This window comes from Actinomadura sp. HBU206391, from assembly GCF_014323665.1.
Classification (GTDB): domain Bacteria; phylum Actinomycetota; class Actinomycetes; order Streptosporangiales; family Streptosporangiaceae; genus Actinomadura_C.
On record NZ_JABVEB010000001.1, the window covers coordinates 418693 to 437907 of the forward strand.

General features: G+C 68.2%; 22 protein-coding genes, 1 tRNA gene and 1 pseudogene. 9 read left to right on the forward strand and 15 right to left on the reverse strand.

Annotation, left to right across the window (positions count from 1 at the left end; genetic code table 11):
• Positions 1-31: 31 nt before the first annotated feature.
• Entirely contained in the window at positions 32-1156 is a 1125-nt protein-coding gene (locus HKK72_RS02075; protein WP_187232453.1) for an FAD-dependent oxidoreductase, read from the reverse strand.
• Between the two features lie 157 nt (positions 1157-1313).
• Between HKK72_RS02075 and HKK72_RS02080 the strand changes: the two genes are divergently transcribed.
• The 3 genes from HKK72_RS02080 (at position 1314) to HKK72_RS02090 (ending at position 3694) form a co-directional block, all read left to right on the forward strand.
• Positions 1314-1784 (forward strand): MarR family winged helix-turn-helix transcriptional regulator, encoded by a 471-nt coding sequence (locus tag HKK72_RS02080; protein ID WP_187232454.1) that lies wholly within the window; start codon positions 1314-1316, stop codon positions 1782-1784.
• A 66-nt stretch (positions 1785-1850) separates the two neighbouring features.
• Positions 1851-2579: a hypothetical protein gene (locus tag HKK72_RS02085; protein WP_187232455.1), complete on the forward strand. Its 729-nt coding sequence runs from the start codon at positions 1851-1853 to the stop codon at positions 2577-2579.
• Positions 2576-3694 (forward strand): XRE family transcriptional regulator, encoded by a 1119-nt coding sequence (locus tag HKK72_RS02090; protein WP_187232456.1) that lies wholly within the window; start codon positions 2576-2578, stop codon positions 3692-3694. Before HKK72_RS02085 ends, HKK72_RS02090 begins: the two co-directional genes overlap by 4 nt.
• A gap of 6 nt (positions 3695-3700) precedes the next feature.
• Here HKK72_RS02090 and HKK72_RS02095 read toward each other — a convergent pair whose 3' ends face one another.
• The 5 genes from HKK72_RS02095 to HKK72_RS02115 all read right to left on the reverse strand — a co-directional run bounded on the left by HKK72_RS02095 (position 3701) and on the right by HKK72_RS02115 (position 9254).
• Positions 3701-5044, reverse strand: a complete 1344-nt coding sequence (locus HKK72_RS02095) for a dipeptidase (RefSeq protein ID WP_187232457.1) — start codon at positions 5042-5044, stop codon at positions 3701-3703.
• 117 nt (positions 5045-5161) lie between these two features.
• A complete protein-coding gene (locus HKK72_RS02100) occupies positions 5162-6952 on the reverse strand; it encodes a glycoside hydrolase family 3 protein (protein WP_187232458.1) in 1791 nt (596 codons plus the stop codon).
• 147 nt (positions 6953-7099) lie between these two features.
• Positions 7100-8119 carry an aspartate-semialdehyde dehydrogenase gene (locus HKK72_RS02105; protein WP_187232459.1) on the reverse strand — a complete coding sequence of 340 codons (1020 nt, stop codon included), beginning with the start codon at positions 8117-8119 and terminating at the stop codon, positions 7100-7102.
• Positions 8116-8256, reverse strand: coding sequence for a hypothetical protein (locus HKK72_RS02110; protein WP_187232460.1), 141 nt, complete (start codon positions 8254-8256; stop codon positions 8116-8118). The genes HKK72_RS02105 and HKK72_RS02110 overlap by 4 nt, the downstream gene beginning before the upstream one ends.
• A gap of 8 nt (positions 8257-8264) precedes the next feature.
• The gene (locus HKK72_RS02115; protein WP_187232461.1) at positions 8265-9254 is read right to left on the reverse strand and encodes a hypothetical protein; all 990 of its coding nucleotides are present in this window, start codon (positions 9252-9254) and stop codon (positions 8265-8267) included.
• Positions 9255-9561: 307 nt separating this feature from the next.
• On the opposite strand from HKK72_RS02115, the gene HKK72_RS02120 reads away from it, so the two are divergent.
• From HKK72_RS02120 to HKK72_RS02130, 3 genes are all read left to right on the forward strand, one after another.
• Positions 9562-10365, forward strand: a complete 804-nt coding sequence (locus HKK72_RS02120; RefSeq protein ID WP_187232462.1) for a GntR family transcriptional regulator — start codon at positions 9562-9564, stop codon at positions 10363-10365.
• Positions 10366-10512: 147 nt separating this feature from the next.
• Positions 10513-11844, forward strand: coding sequence for an MFS transporter (locus HKK72_RS02125; protein WP_187232463.1), 1332 nt, complete (start codon positions 10513-10515; stop codon positions 11842-11844).
• A gap of 178 nt (positions 11845-12022) precedes the next feature.
• Entirely contained in the window at positions 12023-12454 is a 432-nt protein-coding gene (locus tag HKK72_RS02130) for a DUF6292 family protein (protein WP_187232464.1), read from the forward strand.
• A 91-nt stretch (positions 12455-12545) separates the two neighbouring features.
• On the opposite strand, the gene HKK72_RS02135 is transcribed toward HKK72_RS02130, so the two are convergent.
• Positions 12546-12749: a hypothetical protein gene (locus HKK72_RS02135; protein WP_187232465.1), complete on the reverse strand. Its 204-nt coding sequence runs from the start codon at positions 12747-12749 to the stop codon at positions 12546-12548.
• Between the two features lie 246 nt (positions 12750-12995).
• Between HKK72_RS02135 and HKK72_RS39630 the strand changes: the two genes are divergently transcribed.
• From HKK72_RS39630 to HKK72_RS02145, 3 genes are all read left to right on the forward strand, one after another.
• Entirely contained in the window at positions 12996-13115 is a 120-nt protein-coding gene (locus HKK72_RS39630) for a DLW-39 family protein (RefSeq protein ID WP_315987017.1), read from the forward strand.
• A gap of 84 nt (positions 13116-13199) precedes the next feature.
• Complete coding sequence (locus tag HKK72_RS02140; RefSeq protein ID WP_187232466.1) at positions 13200-13928, forward strand: HAD-IA family hydrolase; 729 nt, start codon at positions 13200-13202, stop codon at positions 13926-13928.
• A 19-nt stretch (positions 13929-13947) separates the two neighbouring features.
• Positions 13948-14023, forward strand: a tRNA-Ala gene (locus HKK72_RS02145).
• Positions 14024-14079: 56 nt separating this feature from the next.
• Here HKK72_RS02145 and HKK72_RS39635 read toward each other — a convergent pair.
• The 8 genes and pseudogenes from HKK72_RS39635 to HKK72_RS39640 form a co-directional block, all read right to left on the reverse strand.
• Positions 14080-15435: a tyrosine-type recombinase/integrase gene (locus HKK72_RS39635; RefSeq protein ID WP_222720192.1), complete on the reverse strand. Its 1356-nt coding sequence runs from the start codon at positions 15433-15435 to the stop codon at positions 14080-14082.
• Positions 15435-15677, reverse strand: coding sequence for an excisionase family DNA-binding protein (locus HKK72_RS02160; protein WP_315987018.1), 243 nt, complete (start codon positions 15675-15677; stop codon positions 15435-15437). The genes HKK72_RS39635 and HKK72_RS02160 overlap by 1 nt, the downstream gene beginning before the upstream one ends.
• Positions 15674-17314 (reverse strand): replication initiator, encoded by a 1641-nt coding sequence (locus tag HKK72_RS02165; protein WP_315987019.1) that lies wholly within the window; start codon positions 17312-17314, stop codon positions 15674-15676. The genes HKK72_RS02160 and HKK72_RS02165 overlap by 4 nt, the downstream gene beginning before the upstream one ends.
• A 277-nt stretch (positions 17315-17591) precedes the next feature.
• Positions 17592-17720 (reverse strand): hypothetical protein, encoded by a 129-nt coding sequence (locus HKK72_RS40515; RefSeq protein WP_261986423.1) that lies wholly within the window; start codon positions 17718-17720, stop codon positions 17592-17594.
• Positions 17721-17752: 32 nt separating this feature from the next.
• Positions 17753-17968 (reverse strand): integrase core domain-containing protein, encoded by a 216-nt coding sequence (locus HKK72_RS02170; protein WP_187232467.1) that lies wholly within the window; start codon positions 17966-17968, stop codon positions 17753-17755.
• Between the two features lie 98 nt (positions 17969-18066).
• A pseudogene (locus HKK72_RS02175) lies at positions 18067-18240 on the reverse strand (IS30 family transposase); the annotation flags it as partial.
• Positions 18210-18785, reverse strand: coding sequence for an IS3 family transposase (locus tag HKK72_RS02180; RefSeq protein ID WP_187232468.1), 576 nt, complete (start codon positions 18783-18785; stop codon positions 18210-18212). The pseudogene HKK72_RS02175 and the gene HKK72_RS02180, both read right to left, overlap by 31 nt.
• Before the next feature lie 23 nt (positions 18786-18808).
• Positions 18809-19135 (reverse strand): hypothetical protein, encoded by a 327-nt coding sequence (locus HKK72_RS39640; RefSeq protein WP_222720193.1) that lies wholly within the window; start codon positions 19133-19135, stop codon positions 18809-18811.
• Positions 19136-19215 lie beyond the last annotated feature (80 nt).

Here is a 19215-nt window from a genome sequence, read left to right on the forward strand (position 1 = left end):
CCCGGCGCCGGCGTGCCCGCCGCCGCGACGCCTACCCGCCGAACGGCTGAACGCCGAGGATCTGGGCGTAGTGGTCCACGAACATGCTCTGGCCCTTCACCTGAGAGACCACCTCAGGAGGCAGGACCCCGGGCTGACCGGTGAACTGCCCCGCGCCGCCGACCGGGCCGAGCGGCACGATGATGCTGGGCGGCACCGGCTCGTATTCCGCGAGCACGTCGTCGCCCTCGATGAGCCTGCGGATGTTGGCGGCGGCGAGCTCGGCCTGGATGCCGGCCAACCTCGCCATGTTGCCGTCGATCGCGGCGATGTCTCCGACGGCGAACACCGTGTCCTGGTCGAACACGCGCAGGTCCGAGGTGACCTCCAGGTAGCCACCGGACGTGAGGGCGTCGGCGAGCTCCTCGTCCAGATAGTCGGTCACGGGGGTGATCCCGTGGCAGCGGAACCACAGGTCCGCGGTGAGGTCTCGGCCCGCCTCCGTCGTGACGGTGAAGGTCTGCAGGGTGCCCGGGGGCGTCGGCGGCGCGGCGCGCAGGGGGCTGCCCAGCGCGAACTCGACGCCGAGTTCGGTGAGCTGCCGACGCAGCTCGGTCCGCAGAGCGGGGTTGTAACCACCGGGCAGGATGTCGCTGGAGCCGTTCGTTATGGTGACCTGCTTGTCCGGCCAGACGGACAGGATCTCGCCGGCCAGCTCAAGGCCCACCGCTCCGGCGCCGAGCAGCAGCACCCGCGTGGCGTCGGTGAGCGCCTTGTGCGTCGACTGGTACCGCTCCCAGCTCTTTTCGGCGGCGTTCAGCTCGGTCTTGGCCGGGAACGGATAGCGCGAACCGGTGGCGAGCACGATGTAGTCCGCCGCAAGCTCCGCGCCCGACGCCAGCACGACCCGACTGGCCTCGACCCTGGCGGCACGGTCGCGTACGACCCTGCCGTTGGTCAGCAGGCGGTCGTAGGGCAGGAAGATGCGCGGCAGCCAGTCCGGGTCGACGAGCGCGCGCATCGCGGCGACGTTGTGCACGAAGGCGTCCTTCGGCTCGACCAGCACGACGTCGGCGATGTCGTCGAGCGACTTGGCGACGCTGATGCCGGCATAGCCGCCGCCGACGACCACGACGGTCGGGCGGGTGGAGCTCGGGAAACGGGGGGCGTCGGTCATGGAGGGCTCCAGATCTTGTGATCGCGTTGTTCAACGTACGGGTTTTGGTGATCCGTTACAGCCCGTTTGTGCGGTTCGAGGGGGGAGCTCTGTCATGGGTGGTACGTCCTGCGGTTCCTTGGAGCCTCTTCCGCACGGTGTCGGTTAGTGTTGGGGGGTGACCGTTGACGAGCGGAGCGGCAGGCGGCAGGCCACCGACCGCCTCGGCTTGGTCCTCGCCAAGTCCGGTCATATCGCGAGCGTGCGCATCCGCAAGGCGCTCGCGGTGACCGGCCTGAAACCGGGCCACGGCCACGTGCTGCTCTGGCTGTCGGACAGCGGCCCCATGAGCCAGCAGGCCCTCATCGAGGCGCTCGGTGTCGATCCCAGTGTGCTGGTCGCGATCCTCAACGATCTCGAACGCGACGGCATCGCCGTGCGGCGTCGCGACCCGGCGGATCGGCGGCGCCACATCGTCGAGATGTCCGAACGCGGTGCGGCACTGGTCGACGAGGTCGACGCCGCCCTCACCGCCGTCGAGCAGGAGTTGTTCGTCGATCTCGACGACGGCGAGATCGACCTGTTGCGCAGGCTCCTCGCCCGGGTGCGCGCGAATGCGGACGAGGACGCCTGCGCCGGCGAGGCGTGAACGCCCGCCGCGCCGACGAACTTGATTTTCACGCAGTGATTACTGAGATCGGCTAGAGTCCCGCACATGCATGAGGGACAAGAGGCCTGGGACGTTCTCGCCGGTGCGGGTTTCCTGCACGCGCTGCGCGACGCCCACGAGGCCGCGACCAGGATCGTGTTCGGCCGGCTGAGCCGGTCGGCGGGATTCAAGGACCGGTCCTTCGGCTACACCTCGTTCGACGTGCTGGAGTCACAGCTCGATCGCGTCTTCCAGGTCGGCGCCTTCGGCCCGGCCGGCGCCGATGACCCGCTGCAGGGGGCGGTCGTACGCGCCAACCTCAACGGCTCGCCGGGCTGGCGGTACGGGCAGTACCGTATTCTGCTCAAGCGCTACGACTTCGGCGCCGTCGACGGCATCCGGTGGGACCAGGCCAGCCCCACCAAGCAGGCCGTGTCCAAGCAGGACTATGCCGACGACCCGCAGCTCGCCCTCGATCTCGGCGACCACGACGCCCCCGTACTTCCCGGTCAGGCGCCCGCGCCGATCACTCTGGTGCTGGCGCACAGCGCGAGCGAGGAGCCCCTGGAGATGGAGCTCTACCTCGGCCGGCCGCGGTTCAACGCCGACGGCGGGTCGCCGTGGTGGTGGCGGCGCGTCCTGACCCGCGAGTCCCTCGGTGCCGACCCGCGCCCGGCGCGCGTCGAGCCGACGATGCCGATCTGGAGCGAGGACGAGGTCGACGTACCGCTGCGGCTCCGCACCGCGACCGGCCGGACCGCGACGGACGAGACGAGCTCTGAACCGGCGCGATGAATCCCGACGGCGGCCCGCCCGCGCGGCGGCCCGGCGGTCGGCGGCTGGCCGAGGCGCGTCTGCTGTTCGAGCCCGAGCGGCTGACCCTGGCTCGGCGGCTGCGCGGACTCCGTAAGAACCAGCTCGCCGCGGCGGTCGACACGACGCCGACCGCGATCGGTCACTACGAGTCCGGGGTGCATCGGCCGTCGGAGCGGGTTCTGTCGCGGTTGGCGATGTCCCTAGGGGTCCCGGTCGAGTTCTTCCAGGCCGGTCAGGGCTCGGCGGTGCTCGACGCGGGTCACGCGCACTTCCGCTCGTTGCGCTCGACCACGCAGGTCGAGCGCGACCAGGCCCTCGCCCACGGCCGGATCGTCGCCGACATCGTCGCCGCACTCGAGGACTTCGTGGAGTTCCCGCCGGTGACGGCTCCGGAATGGCCGGTCACGCCGGACGAGATCGCCGGCCCCGGCCCCGTCGAGGCCGCCCGCCGGGCCCGCGAGCTCCTGGTCGGGCGGCCGGGACCGGTGCACAGCGTCGTACGGCTGCTCGAGTCCGCCGGCATCGTCGCGATCGTGCTGCCGCCCACCACCGAGCGGGTCGACGCCTTCAGCGTCACCGCCTATCCCCGGCCGCTCGTGATGTTCAACCCGGCCAAGGGCGACTACTGGCGCAACCGGTTCGACGGGGCCCATGAGCTCGGGCATCTGGTCATGCACGCCGACGCCGAGCCCGGCAGCCGGGTCGTCGAGGACCAGGCGAACCGGTTCGCCGCCGAGTTCCTGATGCCCGAGCAGGACATCACGGCCGACCTGCCGGCGACGGCCGACTGGGCGCGCCTCGCCGAGCTCAAGACCGAGTGGGGGGTGAGCATGGCCGCGCTGCTCTACCGCGCCCGCACGCTGCGCGTGATGAAGGAGGTGACCTACCGCAACGCGATGAGCGCCATGAGCACCCGCGGCTGGCGCCGCCGAGAGCCCGGCCCTGAGCGTCCCCTCGAACGCCCCACCATGCTGACCAAGGCGCTGGAGCTGCTCGCCGCCACCGGCGTCGACCGCGACCGCCTCGCCGACACCGCCCGTGTGACGCGAGCCGATCTCGACCTGCTCATCCCGACCCGCCCGGTGGCCCGGTGACCGTGGTCAGAGGGTGGCGAGCCGGGCCAGCAGGAGGGTCTCGGCCAGGCAGGCGCTTTCGAAGTCGCGGAGGTCCACGCTCTCGTCCGGGCCGTGCGCGCGGCTGTCCGGGTCGCCGCCCGCGCTGGTGACCAGGATCGCCGCGTCCGGGAACGCGTCGGCGAACTCCGCGATGAACGGGATGGTGCCGCCGATGCCGATGTCCACGGACTCGTTGCCGTACGCCTCGCGGAACGCGTCGCGCGCCGCGTCGAACGCCGGCCCCTCGGCGTCGATGGACACCGGCCGGGCGGCCTCGCCGTCCCGGACGTCGACCCGTACGCCCCATGGCGCGTGTTCGCGCACGTGCCGCTCCAGCGCTTCGAGCGCCCGGTTCGCGTCCTCGCCCGGTGCGATCCGTACGCCTATCTTGGCGGTGGCCACCGGGATGAGGGTGTTGGACGCGTCGGCCACCCGGGTCGCGTCGAGCGCGAGCACCGAGGCCGACGGCTTGGCCCAGATCCGTTCCGCCACGCTGCCGGTGCCGATGAGCCGCACACCGTCGAGCATGGCCGCCTCGGCACGGAACCGCTGCTCGGGGTAGTCCAGCTCCGGTGGCTTCGCGGTGACCAACCCGTCGATGGCGACATCGCCCTCGTCGTCGTGCAGCGTCGCCAGCAGCCGGCACAGCGCGGTCAGCGCGTCCGGCACGGCGCCGCCGTAGAGGCCGGAGTGCACGCCGTGCTCGAGCGCCCGCACCTCGACGACGCACTCGACCATGCCCCGCAGGACGGTGGTGAGGGCGGGCGTGCCCACCTCGAAGTTCGCTCCGTCGGCGAGCACGATGACGTCCGCGGCGAGCCTGTCCCGGTAACGCTCGATGAACGCGCCGAGTGTGGGGGAGCCGATCTCCTCCTCTCCCTCCACGAAGACCGTCACGCCGACCGGCGGCCGTCCGTCGAAGGCCCGCAACGCCGCCAGGTGCGCCGCGATCCCGGCCTTGTCGTCGGCCGACCCCCGGCCGAAGAGCCGCCCGTCACGCTCGGCCGGCTCGAAGGGCCGGCTGGTCCACTCGGCGGCCACGCCCGTGGGCTGCACATCGTGGTGCGCGTACAGCAAAACCGTTGGCCGGCCGGGTGGTGCCGGATAGCGGGCGAGCACCGCCGGCTGACCGCCCTCGATCTCGTCAAGGATCTCCACCTCGGGCGCTCCGACCGAGCGGAACAGCGCGGCCGTCGCCTCGGCCGATCGGCGTACCTCGGCCGCGGCCGCCGGATCGGCGCTGACCGAGGGAATCCGGATCAATGCCTCCAAGTCGGCCCGCACGCCCGGCAGCACCTGCCGGAGAGTGTCCCGAAGTTCGTCGCCCATGATCGCTGCTCGCCCTTCTCACCTGTGCTTATCGCGCTCTGAGAGAGAAAGCCTATGCGGCTCCCCGCGGGCCGTGCCAGGCGGGCACGGTCCGCGGGGAGGGGCTTGACGATGCGATCAGCGCAGGCTGAGGCCGTGGCCGTACGGGTAGAGCGTCTGGTCCGGCTGGCCGGCCACCGGGATGCGGACCGGCAGCCGGCCCTGCGGCCGCTTCTCTCCGTACAGCACGCGGGCGACCGACTCCAGCGCGTGCCCGGTATAGGAGAACGTGGCGAGGAAGGTCGATGCCTCGGTGAAGTAGCCGATGTCGTACGGGTCGCGGGCGGCGACCACGATGACCGGCTTGCCGGTGGCGACGAGGGCCTTGGTCAGGTTCATCTGTCCCGGCCCGTTGTGCGGCTCGCCGGGCTTGCTCTCGGCGATGTCCCAGGCCCGGTTGGTGACCACGACGACGAGGTCATTCGCTCCCGCGCGCGTCACCGCCTGGCCGATCGTCGCCTGCGAGGGGCTGATGCCGGTCTCGTACACACTGGTCTGCGGCCCGCGCTTGGCGATCGCACCGGCGAGCGTCTGCGTCGTGGAGACGCCCCAGCCGGTCACGAGCACCTTGCGGCCGTCCTTCGCGAGCGGGAGCAGCCCGGCGTCGCTTTTGACGAGCGTGGTGGTGGCGTCGGTGATGCGCTGTGCCGTGGCGAGGTGCTGCGGGCTCCCGACCACCTTGGGGACCTTGGTCTCGTCGACGTACGGGTTCTTGAACAGGCCGCGCTTCATCTTGAGCCGCAGCACGCGGTAGACCGACTCGTCGATGCGCTTCTCGGTCAGCTCACCGCTGCGCACCGCGTTGAGCACGGCGTTGTACTGCAGGTCGAAGGCGCCGTCCGGCGATTTGAGCAGCTGGTCGACCCCGGCCTTGAGCGCGAGCACCGGCACTCGTTCGTCGCCGTACTTGTCGCGGACGCCCTGCATTCCGAGGGCGTCGGTGATGACCACGCCGTCGTAGCGCAGCCGCTCGCGCAGGATGCCGGTCAGGATCGGCCGGGACAGCGTCGCGGGGTCCTCGGCCGGGTCGAGCGAGGGCACGATGATGTGCGCCGTCATGATCGAGTCGATGCCGCTCTTGATCGCGGACTGGAACGGCGGCATGTCGAGCCGCTCCCACTCCTCCCGGGTGTGGTCGATCCGCGGTACGCCGGTATGGCTGTCGGTCGCGGTGTCGCCGTGCCCGGGGAAGTGCTTGGCGGTCGAGCTCACGCCCGCGTTCTGGTAGCCGCGCACGGCGGCGCCGGTCAGCCTGGCGGCCATCTGCGGGTCGGAGCTGAACGACCTGACCCCGATCACGGGATTGGCCGGGTCGACGTTGACGTCGGCGACCGGCGCGAAGTCCTGGTTGACGCCCATGGCGTGCAGCTCGGTGCCGCTCACCCGCGCGGCCGTGTAGGCGTCGCCCACCCTGCGGCCGGCGCCGAGCGCCATGTTGCCGGGCAGCTGGGTGGCCGGCGCGAGAATCCGCGCGACGACGCTGCCGCCCTCCTGGTCGGTCGAGATCAGCATCGGGATCTTCGCGCGCTGACGCATCGCCGCCCGCTGGATGCCGTTGGACAGCCCGGCTATCTGCTGGGGGTCCTTGGTGTTGTTCGACCAGGCGAAGTAGATGATGCCGCCGAGGTGGTACTTGTCGACCAACTGCGAGGCGTTGTCGACCCCGTAGAACTGGCGGTTGAGCGCGACGTCGCCCGGATCGGTCGTATCGGCCCGGTCGCCGTAGGCATAGGTGACGAAGAGCTGACCGACCTTCTCCTCGAGGGTCATCCCCTTCATCATCTTGGTGATGCGGGGATCCTTGCCCCGCTTGGCGGCTTGGGCGCTGCCGGTCCCCAACCCGGTCAGGATCAGGCCGGTGGCGGTCATGAGCGCTATCAGACGACGGGGACGAGCCACGGGCACTCCCTTCGCCCCCGGCGCCGGCCGGAGACTGACCAACCGCAGACAATCGATCATCAGTCAGGCGGTGTCAGGCGTCAATAGGCGGGGGGTGTCCGGTGGTGCGGCCCGCCGTCAGCGCGCTGCGATCAGCTCGGCGATCTGGACGGCGTTGAGCGCCGCGCCCTTGCGGAGGTTGTCGCTGGAGCAGAACAGCGCGAGCCCGTGCTCGACGGTCTCGTCGGCGCGGATCCGGCCGACGTATGTGGGGTCCTGCCCGGCCGCCTGGAGCGGGGTCGGTACGTCGGAGAGCGCGACGCCGGGTGCGGCGCCGAGGATCTCGTGCGCGCGGTGCGGGCTGATCGGCCTGGCGAACCGCGCGTTGATCTGCAGTGAGTGGCCGGTGAAGACCGGGACCCGCACGCAGGTGCCCGAGACCTTGAGCCCGGGAATTCCGAGGATCTTGCGGCTCTCGTTGCGCAGCTTCTGTTCCTCGTCGGTCTCGTCGCTGCCGTCGTCCACGATGGAACCGGCCAGCGGAAGCACGTTGAACGCGATCGGTCGGCTGAAGACACTGGGCGCCGGGAACGGTACGGCCGCTCCGTCGAAGGTCAGTCCGCTCGCGTCCTCGACGACCTTGCGGGCCTGCTCGTCGAGTTCGGCGACGCCGGCCAGACCGCTTCCGGACACCGCCTGATAGGTCGCCACGACCAGGCTGAGCAACTCGGCCTCGTCGTGCAGCGGCCGCAGCACCGGCATGGCCGCCATCGTCGTGCAGTTGGGGTTGGCGATGATCCCCTTGGGCCTCCGGTCGGCCGCCTGCGGGTTGACCTCCGACACCACCAGCGGCACGTCCGGGTCCATCCGCCAGGCCGACGAGTTGTCGATGACCACGGCACCCGCGGCGGCGACGCGCGGTGCGAGCTCCTTGGCGGTGCCCTTCCCGGCGGAGAAGAGCGCGATGTCCAGACCGGAGTAGTCGGCCGTGGCGGCGTCTTCGACCGTCACCTCGGTGTCACGCCACGGGAGCGTCCGCCCGGCCGAGCGGGCCGAGGCGTACAGCCGTAGCTCGTCGGCGGGGAATTCATGCTCGGCCAGGATCTGCCGCATGACCCCGCCGACCTGTCCCGTCGCTCCGATGATGCCGATTCTCATGGCTCGAGGTTACCCATCGCGGCTCGGGCGGCGCTTCCCGATATCCGGCCCGGAGCGGTGTCGAGGGCCAGGCCGAACGGAGCGTCGAGCGGGGTGATCGGCGCGGTGTCGAGCACGGTGTGCGGTGCCCCGCTCATCGCGCCGGTCACCGCGCCGCCCGCCTGACCTCCGGCGCCTCCCACGATTCCCGGCCATCGCGCGCGTCCCGGCCGCGTGCTTCGCGCACGTCCCGTACATCACGTACGTCCCGTACGGCCGTGACCTCGGCCGCACCGCACCCCGCGCCGTTTCCCGCCGCGTGAGCCGCGACGGTGTGGGCGGTGGCGGTGTGAGCGGTGGCGCTGGCGGATCGCCTCTGGTGCAGCAGGCTCGGTGCGCGCCCGGCCGGGCCCGGTGGGATGTGCACGTAGCCGCGGGTGACGAACTCGTCCTCCGCCACCTCGATGGGGCGGTAGTCGGCCGGGTCGACCAGGCCGGACGTGTGCCGGATCACGTCGTCGTAGAGGTGTTCCGAGGTCACCAGCCCGATCTCGGCGGCGGTGTCGCGGAACTCGGCCTTGAAGGCCGGAGCGTCCAGCAGGGTGAAGAGCCGGGTCAGGGCGTGTCCGACGACGCCGTTCCCGTCGAAGAAGACGCTTCCGGCGTGCAGGGCGACGCGGAGCCTGATCTGCGCGGGCTCGCTGGACATCTTGTTGTGGAAGCGCAGCTCGGCTCGCAGCAGGTCGATGAGCGGGTCGAGGAACAACATGGCGGACACCGCGGACGGCACCACGACGAGCACGCCGTCGCCGCGGTCCTGCCGGAACCACTCGTGCCACCCCACGCCGGCCCGGTCGAAGGAGTTCCGGATCGCCCGGTACATCGCCTTCCGTATGTACCGCTGGATCTCGTCGTCGCGGCGCCGGTCAGTGAAGGACACGATGTCGACCGCGAAGAGGGTGCAGTGCACCGGGTGATCGTCTGTGTGGTGCGCCGGTGCGGGCTCGGGCGCCGGTCGGGTGCTCGTGACCGCTCTGCTCGCGCGGGTGTTGCTCAGCCGGTGGGGTTGATAGGTGACGTGTGGGCCTGCCTGCCTCTCGCTCACCGGCCCCCCGCGCGGTGCGGGGATCTCGGTCTGCAGCCTGTGGGCTGTCATGGCTCACCCTCCCCCGGGACGGTGGCCGCGCCTTGTGGGGCGGCCATTTTTCTACGGTCGAGACCAGATCGGGTTTTCTGAGAAGTTCCGATGCGTTAACGGATTGGAAGGGCTAGCCTTAGGCCCATGTCACCTGCCATCCCGCTCATACCAACCACTGGTCTCATATGGAGGTATTACCTTCATAGCTATGGGGTAAACCCTATGATGCGGGAGATCCTGACTGTACTTCCTGGCAGACTGAGTCATGTGATACAGGTCGTAAGAGCCGTCCAGGTGGTTGGTATGTCTGAGAGGAGCCGACGGCATGGCTGATCCGAAGTACCGGCAGATCGCTGCTGACCTGCAGCGCAGGATCAAGTCGGAAGAGTGGCCGGCCGGCACCCAACTGCCCCCCGAGCCCAGGCTCGAAGAGGAGTACAAGGCATCCCGGAACACGATCCGCGACGCCGTGAAGTGGCTGACCGTTCGTGGCCTCGTGTCCACACAGCCCGGACGGGGCACGTTCGTCAACGAACAGATCAAGCCCTTCATCACCACGCTGTCCGCCGACCAGGAGACAGGGCTCGGCGGTGGTGAGGGCGTGGCGTTCACCCGCGAGGCGAACCTGCAGCTCATGGCGCCGGTGACCAGCATCCCGCGGGTTGAGATCCAGCAGGCCGACGAGGAGAAGGCGCAGGAACTCGGGGTCGAGGTGGGCGTCTCCCTGGTGAGCCGGCACCAGCAGCGCTTCATCGACGATCGGCCGTACTCCCTGCAGACCTCCTTCTACCCGATGAGCCTGGTGGAGCGGGGCGGCCTGCAACTCATCCAGGCCATCTCGATCGAGCCGGGCACGGTGACCTATCTGAGAGAGACCCTCGGCATCAAGCAGGTCGGCTACCGCGACATGATCCGGGTGCGGCCCCCGAACGACACCGAGACCACGTTCTTCGTGCTGCCCGACGACGGCAGCGTCGCGATCCTCGAGACCCGCCGGACGGCGTACGACTCCGACGGCAATCCGTTCCGGCTCACGGTCAGCGTGTTCCCCGCCGACCGCAACAGGTTCACGATCAACGTGGGCGAGGTACCGGACGAGGTCATCAATCCCGCCCAGGGGTCCGGATAGGCCGCCGCGGCGGCCGCCCCGCGCGACGGAGCACTGGAGCGGAACCGCATTCCCTGAGTTCACCGACCACGGCCGACACCATCATTCCGGCGTTCCATCGCAGATCCCATCTGAAGGCGCCGGAGACCGTACCCCAACCACGGAGCCATGCAGACGACACTCGATCCTGCTCCGACCGCAGTGGGCGACACCGACGTCACCCGCACCGCGGCAGAGCACCGCCCTGCCAGATCATCCTCGTGGCGGGCCCTTCGCCATTCCGATTTCCGCCGGTACTTCGTCGGCACCGTCTTCTCCAACTTCGGCACCTGGCTGCAGAACACCGCCCAGATGCTCCTGGCCTACAAGCTGACCGGCTCGGTCATGGCCGTCGGCATCGTCACCTGCGCACAGTTCTCCAGCGTGCTGGTGCTCGGCCCATGGGCCGGCATGCTCGCCGACCGCGCCAAGGACCGCAGGCGCCTGTTGATCTGGACCCAGACGGGTTCGGCGCTCGTCGCCTTCGGCCTCGCGATCTTCAACGCCGTCGGCTGGCTCGATCAGCGGACGCTGATCGTCGGCGCGCTCTTGATCGGCCTCTCCTACACGTTCAGCCTGCCGATGTTCAACGCCATCATCCCGACGCTCGTGCCCGAGGAGGACACCAAGGCCGCCATGGCCATGAACACGGTGTCCTACAACCTCGGACGCGCCGTGGCGCCGGTGATCGGCGTGGGCGTGGTGGTCGTCATCGGGTTCACCTGGGCGTTTCTGCTGAACGGCGTGTCGTTCGTCATTCTCGCGATGGTGCTGTGGATGATCCGGCCCGGCCACGTCGAGCGGCCGCAGCGGCCCTCGCGCCTGATGGACGGGTTCCGGCTGGCACGGCGTGACCGGAAGATCCTCCTGCTCCTGGCGATGGTGTCCTCCTGCACCGTGGCCACCGACCCGCCCAACGTGCTCGGCCCCGCACTCGCCGCCGAGGAATTCGGTCATTCTCCCGGCTGGGCGGGCTTTTTCATCGCCGCGCTCGGGCTCGGCAACGTGCTCGGAGCGTTCGTACCGACCAGGAGCATCTCGCTCCAGAGCGCCGGGTGGTACGTCGGCGGGCTCGGGATCGCGATGGTGGTCTTCTCGGTGTCGCCGTGGCTGGGGCTGAGCATCGCCGCCGGAGTGGCGGGCGGCGTCGCCGCGCTGCTCGCCGGTGCTGCCACCCAGACCATGCTGCTCCAGCGGGCCGGCCCCTTTCACGCGGGTCAGGTGATGGCCGTATGGGCGATCGCGTTCGCAGGGAGCAGGCCCATCGCGTCCGTGATCGACGCCCTGCTGGCGAGCGCCACCAGCATCAGGTTCGCCGGGGTCGCCTTCGCGTTCCCCGCTCTGCTCATCGGCGTCGCCGCGGTCTGCATGCGGCTGCTGCCGGCCCTGACCATTCCCGTTCGACGGATTCTCACCGGACCCCAGGAGGCGATAGCAACATCTAACCCCAGAGTTACATAGCGGTGTAAAGCCCAACGCTGTTTCAGGCATTCGCCCAGCTCTGAACGGACGAGACTGATCAGCTCTACAGGTGTGCGCCCGCACTCCGTTGTCCGAAAGTCAGCCTGCGCGGTGTCAACAAAACGGATGATCAACATCGTTCGTGCATAATCGCACCAAGCGCAGAAGGGACAACGTAGTGAACGAAAGCAACATCCCAATGCCGCATCCGGACCCGTGGGTGGATCTGCTTCGCGACTACATCACAGGCTCTGTGCAGTCCCTCGTGGGACACGACCTCCACGTGGAGCGCAGCTGGCTCGATCCGGCCGGACCGCGAGACGCGACGATCCTCTACGTCCCGGCGAACGGATCGACCGGCGACCTCCATGCCCTGGTCTGGGATGAGGAGACCGGCTGGCGGACCGGCGTTTATGCGTCCGGCGAGCAGGGCGTGCGCACTCGACTGGACGACACCGCCTTCCTCGGTGGCGGCGTCCTACCGAACCCGGACGAACTCGCCGCACGAGTGATCGGTGAGGTACGGGCATCGCGCCGTGCGCACCGCTCGCACACGGCACTGAGAGACGGTCTCGACGACGCGCTTCGCGATCGGGGTTCTGTGCGCTGACGCACCGACCCGACGACGGAACCGACTGACGATCAAGTATCGGGGCGACCATGACCGCCCCCATCCTTGATCGGCAAGTTGCCTGCGCGCGTCACATGCCGACCCACCACAGGGCCATGATGAGCCCCGAGACCACGAGGCCGGCGATGGCAAGGGGAACCTGACCGATCAGGAACAGGAACGCGCAGCCGATCGGCACGGCCACGGCCATCACCGCCACGGCGCGATGACCTGAGCCGACCTCGGGCTCGTCGAACTCGCGCTCCCACTGGCCGAAGTCGTCCTTAGAGCCCATCGTGACTCCCTCTGGAAGTCGTGCCCCCGATTATGCGCCGGTTCATGCCGACCGCCCGAAACGGCGGCGCTGCGGACCATCCCTTGCCCCGCCTGTTGCCCGGTGCGGCAAGCCGGATTCAAAGGGGGTAAGCGGTGCGGGGTCGCGTGTGACGATTGCTAGGCTGCGAGAAGCCTGGGGGAGGTAGCTCGTACCGAGTAAGGCCTCAGGTACTGACTTCATAGTCGAAGTGAAGGGTTCCAAATCGTGAAGAAGCTGCTTGTTCTCGTAGTCGTTGCCATCGGCGGCTTCGCTGTGTGGCGCCGGCTGCAGCAGGACCGTGCCGAGCTCGACCTCTGGACCGAAGCCACGTCCTCCGACAACTGACATCCCGGCATCAGCGCGGGGGAGCAGAACGGGTTGCAGGCGGCGGCGCCTGTATCGGCGCCGGCCAGGAGCGAGGGGTCCGGCGTGAATGAAGCGGCGCGGATCACCCTCGTCTGCCTGGATCTCGCAGGAACGACCGTGGCCGGCGACAAGCTGGTCGAGACGGCCTTCGTCGAGGCGCTCGCGACACTCGGCATCGTGCCCGGCACCACCGCGTACGAGCGGGCGATTGCGGACGTACGGCAATCGCGCGGCCAACCGAAAATCGAGATCTTTCGCAACCTGTTCCCTGAGGACGAGGCCCGCGCCCAGGCGGTCAACCTGTCGTTCGAGCGGTCGTACGACTCGCTGATCGATCGCATGGGCCTCGCCCCGGTGCCCGGTGCCGAGAGCGCGATCGACAAACTCATCGGCGCCGGTGTGCGGGTATGCCTGACGACGGGTTTCAGCCGAGCCACTCTTGGACGGGTGCTCGACACGCTCGGCTGGTGGAGCCGCGTTGATCTGGCCCTGTGCCCGGCCGACGTGGGCCGGGGCCGCCCCTCGCCCGACCTCGTGCTGTCCGCCGCCCTGCGGCTGCGAGTCGACGACGTACGGCATATCGCCGTGTGCGGTGACACCGAGAGCGACATGCTGTGCGGGCGAAGGGCGGGCGCCTCCGTCGTCGCCGGCGTGCTCACCGGCGCTCACGACAAGGAACGGCTGCTGCGGGCCGGCGCGACCCACGTCATCGACAGCATCGCCGACCTGCCCGCCATCGTTCTCGGCGAGAGCGACCGGGAGCAGGACGTGGTAGGTGCGGAGCACCGGTAGGCTTGTCCCGCCGATCCCAGGGGCCTTAGCTCAGTTGGCAGAGCACCGGCTTTGCAAGCCGGGTGTCAGGGGTTCGAATCCCCTAGGCTCCACCAGCCAAAACGCCCTCATCCCGATCATGGATGAGGGCGTTCGTGCCATTAACGTGCCATTAGGCCACCGGGACCAGCACGCCAGACGCGCCGTCGTCATCCTTGCCCTGGTCGTCCTCGCCGGACCCCACAGCAGCCGCGATCCGATCGTTCAGCGAGTCTGCGATGGCCTTGCCCGCCTCAGAGGTGCCGTGCTGGTAGATCATCGCCGCGCGTACGGAGTCGTGGCCCATGCGGTCCATCAGATCCCGCAGACTTGCCCCGCTCTGCGCGGCGATCGTGTTGCCGGTGTGGCGAAGATCGTGGAAGTGTAGACCCGGCACACCGAGTGCCTCCACTACCTCGGCCCACCGCGAGGCGCGCCGGAAGTTTCCCCGCCGGAGGATCCCACCATTCGCGCCCGTGAAGACCAGGGCCGCCGGGTCGGATTCGACGTACCGATCCAGATGGACCCGGATTGCCGAAACGATCGCTGCAGGGATCACGACCGTACGAGAACCTGCCCGTGACTTGGTTGGACCGATCACCAGGTCACCGGAGTCCATCTCCAGATACTGACGACGAACGGTCACCGTTCTCGCATCGGTGTCGATGTCGCGTCGATGGAGAGCGATTACCTCACCCCATCGAAGACTCGCGAAGGTGGCCAGCAGAACCAGCGCCCGCAAGCGATCATCTCGGCTCATGTCCGCATGCCCGTCACATGCCATTGTCCAAAGCACCCGTTCTGCCGCTTCCTTGCTCGGGAAGTTCTGCGGGAAGGTCCGCATCTCTCCATCACGAGGTCGGTACCGGAGCCGGTATTCGCTGGCGGAAAGCTTGCGGATATTGCCGATGGGCCGCCGGCCGACTCGGTCTGCCAGTTCGAAGACCTGGGCGATAGTCAGAATCGGTCGCTCATCCGGCTTCTCGTCACCGGCGCCACGGATTCGGCACGGGTTACGCGGGATGATCCGATCGTCTTCAGCCGCCGTCATGAGGATGGCCCGTAGCAGCCGATATGCCTTAGCAGCCACCGACGCCGATACGCCCTCAGCCAGCAGCGCCATACGCCAATCTCTGATCATTGGGGTATCGAGCTTGCCCAGCGGAACCCCGCCCAGATGTGGCGCGATGTGCTTACGGAGAAGGCGTACGTACAGCTCGACTGTACGAGGACGCAGGCCCGGACGTTGCTCGATCCACTTCGCGGCATAGTCTCCGAGCGTCACCTTGGCCCGCTCAGGGTCGGTCCAATCGCCATTGATGATCTGCGCCTCGACGAGCGTAAGATAACGGTCTGCTGCGCTCTTGTTGGCGTAGGTCTCTGGAGCAGTTCGGATCCTGCCGTCAGGCCCGGGATACCGAATCTGAAACCGCCCGGACGGTAGCTTGCGGATACTGCCGAAACGTCGGTGTCCGTCTCTATTGGCCACTAGGCAGCCCTCCAGACTTCGGATGCGGTCAGCGGCTCGACAAGCCCAGCGGCGATAAACTCCCGTAGTGCAGATTCGGGTATGCGGACGAACCGGCCAACCCGCACGAAACGAATGCGCCGCTCGGCGATGAGCCGACGAGGGAAGCGAGGTTTCGTGTTGAGAAGCTCGGCCGCCTCCTCGACGGTCAACAGCCGCTCTCCAGCCAGCACGGCGTGAAGGTCCTTGCGCTTCGTGGTCACGCTGCCTCCGGTGTTGCCGAAAGTTCGGTGAAGGTCTGGGCTTGGTCGAGCTGGGCGCGTCTGCGTTGGCGTTCGTCGATGAGGAGTAGTAGGCGGTGTTCGAATGGCTTGACGTCCCGGTCGCCAGGCCCGGCCCGCTCCCATGCGTGGTGTTGTGAGTTGTCGTCGGTTCGGGTTGCCGAGATTCCGGCTTCGGCGAGTCGGGCGAGGACCCAGGCTTTGCGGTCGTTCTTGTGGTCGGCGAGGGTCTTGCCGGACCATTTCCGGGAGACCAGGACCCGCCGGCCGCCGTAGCCGAGATGCTCGCGCCGGTGCGCTTTGCCCTTGCAGTAGCCGGGAGTGAGACCGGCCCGTGGGTTCTTCGGTTGGATTCCGTACCGCAGCCAGTTCGCGCACGTCGGCGAGCACGGTTCGTACCGGAGCGTTTCGGCCATCCGCTCGACGTGGTCACGCTGAGCCGTTGTCTCGGGGTTATGGCATTCGGTGGTGTTCTTCACCAGGTATTTCGTCAGGTAGCCGATGCACCGCCGCGAATCCGGAGAGTCCGCCATCACCCCTTGGGCGTCGACCTGCCGCCCGAACCGGACCACGTGCAGGGGTTCGGCATCCTCGTCCTGGCCCACGTCGTCGAGTGCGTCATCCCAGGTCGGCAGCACCTCCCCCGTTGAAGGGTCGAGATACCCGCTGTCCTCTCCCGCTGCCGGGTCCCACACCGGCAGGTTGCCGCCCGCGTACTTCACCTCATCGATCGGTGGCCACCACACCTGGTGATAGGTCGCGGCCACGACCTGGCGGAGTTCAGCCCGTGAGATCGTGCCCCGCATCGCCAGATGCAGATGCAGATGCAGATGAGGAGCCAGCCGCCGTTGCGGTTCGATCGTGGCGAAGTACTGGACATCGAAGCCGACGAACCGGCGGAGGTTCTGTATGAACCGGTCGATGAGCTTGGAGAAGTGCAGCGCGTTCCGGGCAGCCCGCCGGTAGTCATAGGTTGCCGGGTCGACCGGGGTGCCGTCCTTTTTGACCTTGCCGTAGGAGTCCAGGGTGAGGGTCAGGAACAGCGACGGCCGGAACGTCTTGCCGTCCGGTGCGGTGTAGGTCTTCCCGACCGTCCTGGCTTCCACCGGCCGCCGGGGCAGATCCGGGGTGTCCTGGCGCCGCCGGGTCGACCGGGTCCGCCGCTGGAGCTGCTCACCGGTCTTGAGCTGACCACGTATCCCGGAGCGTTCGATCTCCACATCAAGTTCACGGATCAGCGCGGCCAGGTCTTCGGTGTCGTCCCCGGCTTGCTCGGCGGTGTCGTGTTTCGCTTGAGCTTCAGCGCGTAGCTCGATCCAGAGCTGTTGCATCTCATCGGGGTCGGCCCGCTCGATCACGGGTTCGTCTTCCAGGTGCCAGCCCTGACGGCATTGCGTCGCCCGCAGACTCCGCTTACGTTCCGCGCAGGACGGACAGACCGAGGCGAGTGTGTGCCCGCATGGCACGTAGACGATCTCGGATTGGCCGGTGTGCAGGTTGACCCGCCGCATGGGGACCGGGCGGACACACACCCCGTGCTGCACCGCGATGGCCTTGACGACCTCCCGCGCCAGCGGAGGCAACACCTTCACCGGCCCCGGACTGGTGGTGTCGGTCACGCGACCTCCCCAGGACCGACGACCAGCGACGTTTGACCGCACTCGGCGCACTCCACCGCCGTACCGTCGACAGCCAGCCAGGAGGCGTTGAGCGCCTTGCACGTCGGGCAGCGCAGCCCATCCAGGAAATGCGCCAGGTCTCCCGCGGCTTGGGTGGTGTTCAGTACGGGCGGAAGGGTGTCAGGGGCGCCGGCTGACTTACGTTGTTCGCCCCTTCGGGATGGCCTTTGGTCATCGACCGGCCCCGGAACTGTCCGGCGAGACCTCGCCCCGGCCATCAGGCTGCCCCCCGCTCACCGTCGACCAGGCGGACCCGCAGGCATGCGGTGTTCATGTGGTCGATGTCGATATCGGTGACGAACGCCGCCCGCACCCGGACTGGATCAGGGGAGGTGTCCAGCCGCACGTATCTGAACCGCCCCGGGTTCTATGGAGACCTCAGTGGTTGGCTCCAACCGCCTCATGGGGTTGGTGTTGAGCGTAATAGAGGGCTTCGTGTTCGGTTGGCGGGATGTTCCCGATGGCGGTGTGGAGCCGGCGGTTGTTGTACCAGTCGATGTACTCGGTGGTGGCCAGTTCGACTTGCGACAGGGTCTTCCACGGGCCATGGCGCTTGATCAGTTCGGTTTTGTACAGGCCGATCGTTGATTCCATCAGCGTTGTCCAGAGCGTCCCCGACGGTACCGACCGAGGCGGCGATTCCGGCCTCCAGCAGGTGGGCGGTGAACGCGAACGAGGTGTACTGCTTGGGTTCAAGGAGTCGTCGCAACACTGCTTGTCGGTGAGCATAGATGCTTGTTGAAGGTTTCGGCGGGTGTCTTCCAGTCGAGGGTTTTTCGGGGGCGGCTGTTGAGTGCGGCGGCGACGGCGTCGAGGTCGTCTTGGCTATGCCTGCTCAGGTCTGTTCCCTTGGGGAAGCGTCGGCGGCCTGGCCGGCGACCTCTCTTCGCCACAGGCCCATATCGAGGGCGACCAGGACGAGCTTGGCCCGCTTGTGGGTGGCCGCCGACCAGCCCACGATCGCCCGCGAGTACACATCGAGGACGAACGCCACGTAGACCACTCCGGCCCAGGTGGACACGTGGGTGAAGTCCGCGACCCACCGCTGGTTGGGGCGGGTGGCGGTGAAGTCCCGCTTGAGCAGGTCCGCGGCCCGCTCATGGCCGTCGTCGCGGATCGTGGTGCGGACCTTCTTACCGCGGCGGGCGCCGCTGATGCCCAACTCGCGCATAAGGCGTTCCACGGTGCATCGGGCCACGAGGATGCCTTGCCGGTTCAGCTCCCGCCACATCTTGTACGCGCCGTAGACCTGGTAGTTACCATCCCAGATCCTGCGGAGTTCGCCTTTGAGCCGCTCATCGCGCACCGCCCGCGCCGACGCCGGGCGGGCCTTGGCCGCGTAATAGGTGCTCGTTGCGATCTTCCAGCCGTGACCGGACAGCACACGGCAGATCGGCTCGACCCCGAACACCTGCTTGTACTCGTCGATGAACGCTACGAGTACCGGTGTGGCCGGTCGAGCTCGGCCGCAAAGAAACCCGCTGCCGCCTTGAGAATCTCATTCGCCCGCTTCAGCTCGGCGTTCTCCCGACGAAGCCGCTTCAGCTCCGCCGACTCCTCGGTCGTGGTGCCCAGCCGAGTACCAGCCTCGACCTGCGCCTGACGCACCCACTTACGCACAGACTCGGCCGACCCGATCCCAAGCTTGGCCACCACCGCCTTGATCGCCGCGAACTCCGTGTCATAGTTCGGCCGCACCTCAGCGACCATCCGCACCGCACGCTCACGGAGTTCCAGGGGGTAAGGGGACCTACGTGACATGACTCGACATCCTCTCAGTCGAGCCTCCACCAAACCCGGGGCGATTCACCCTCAGGGGCGGAGCCGCAGCCTATAACTAG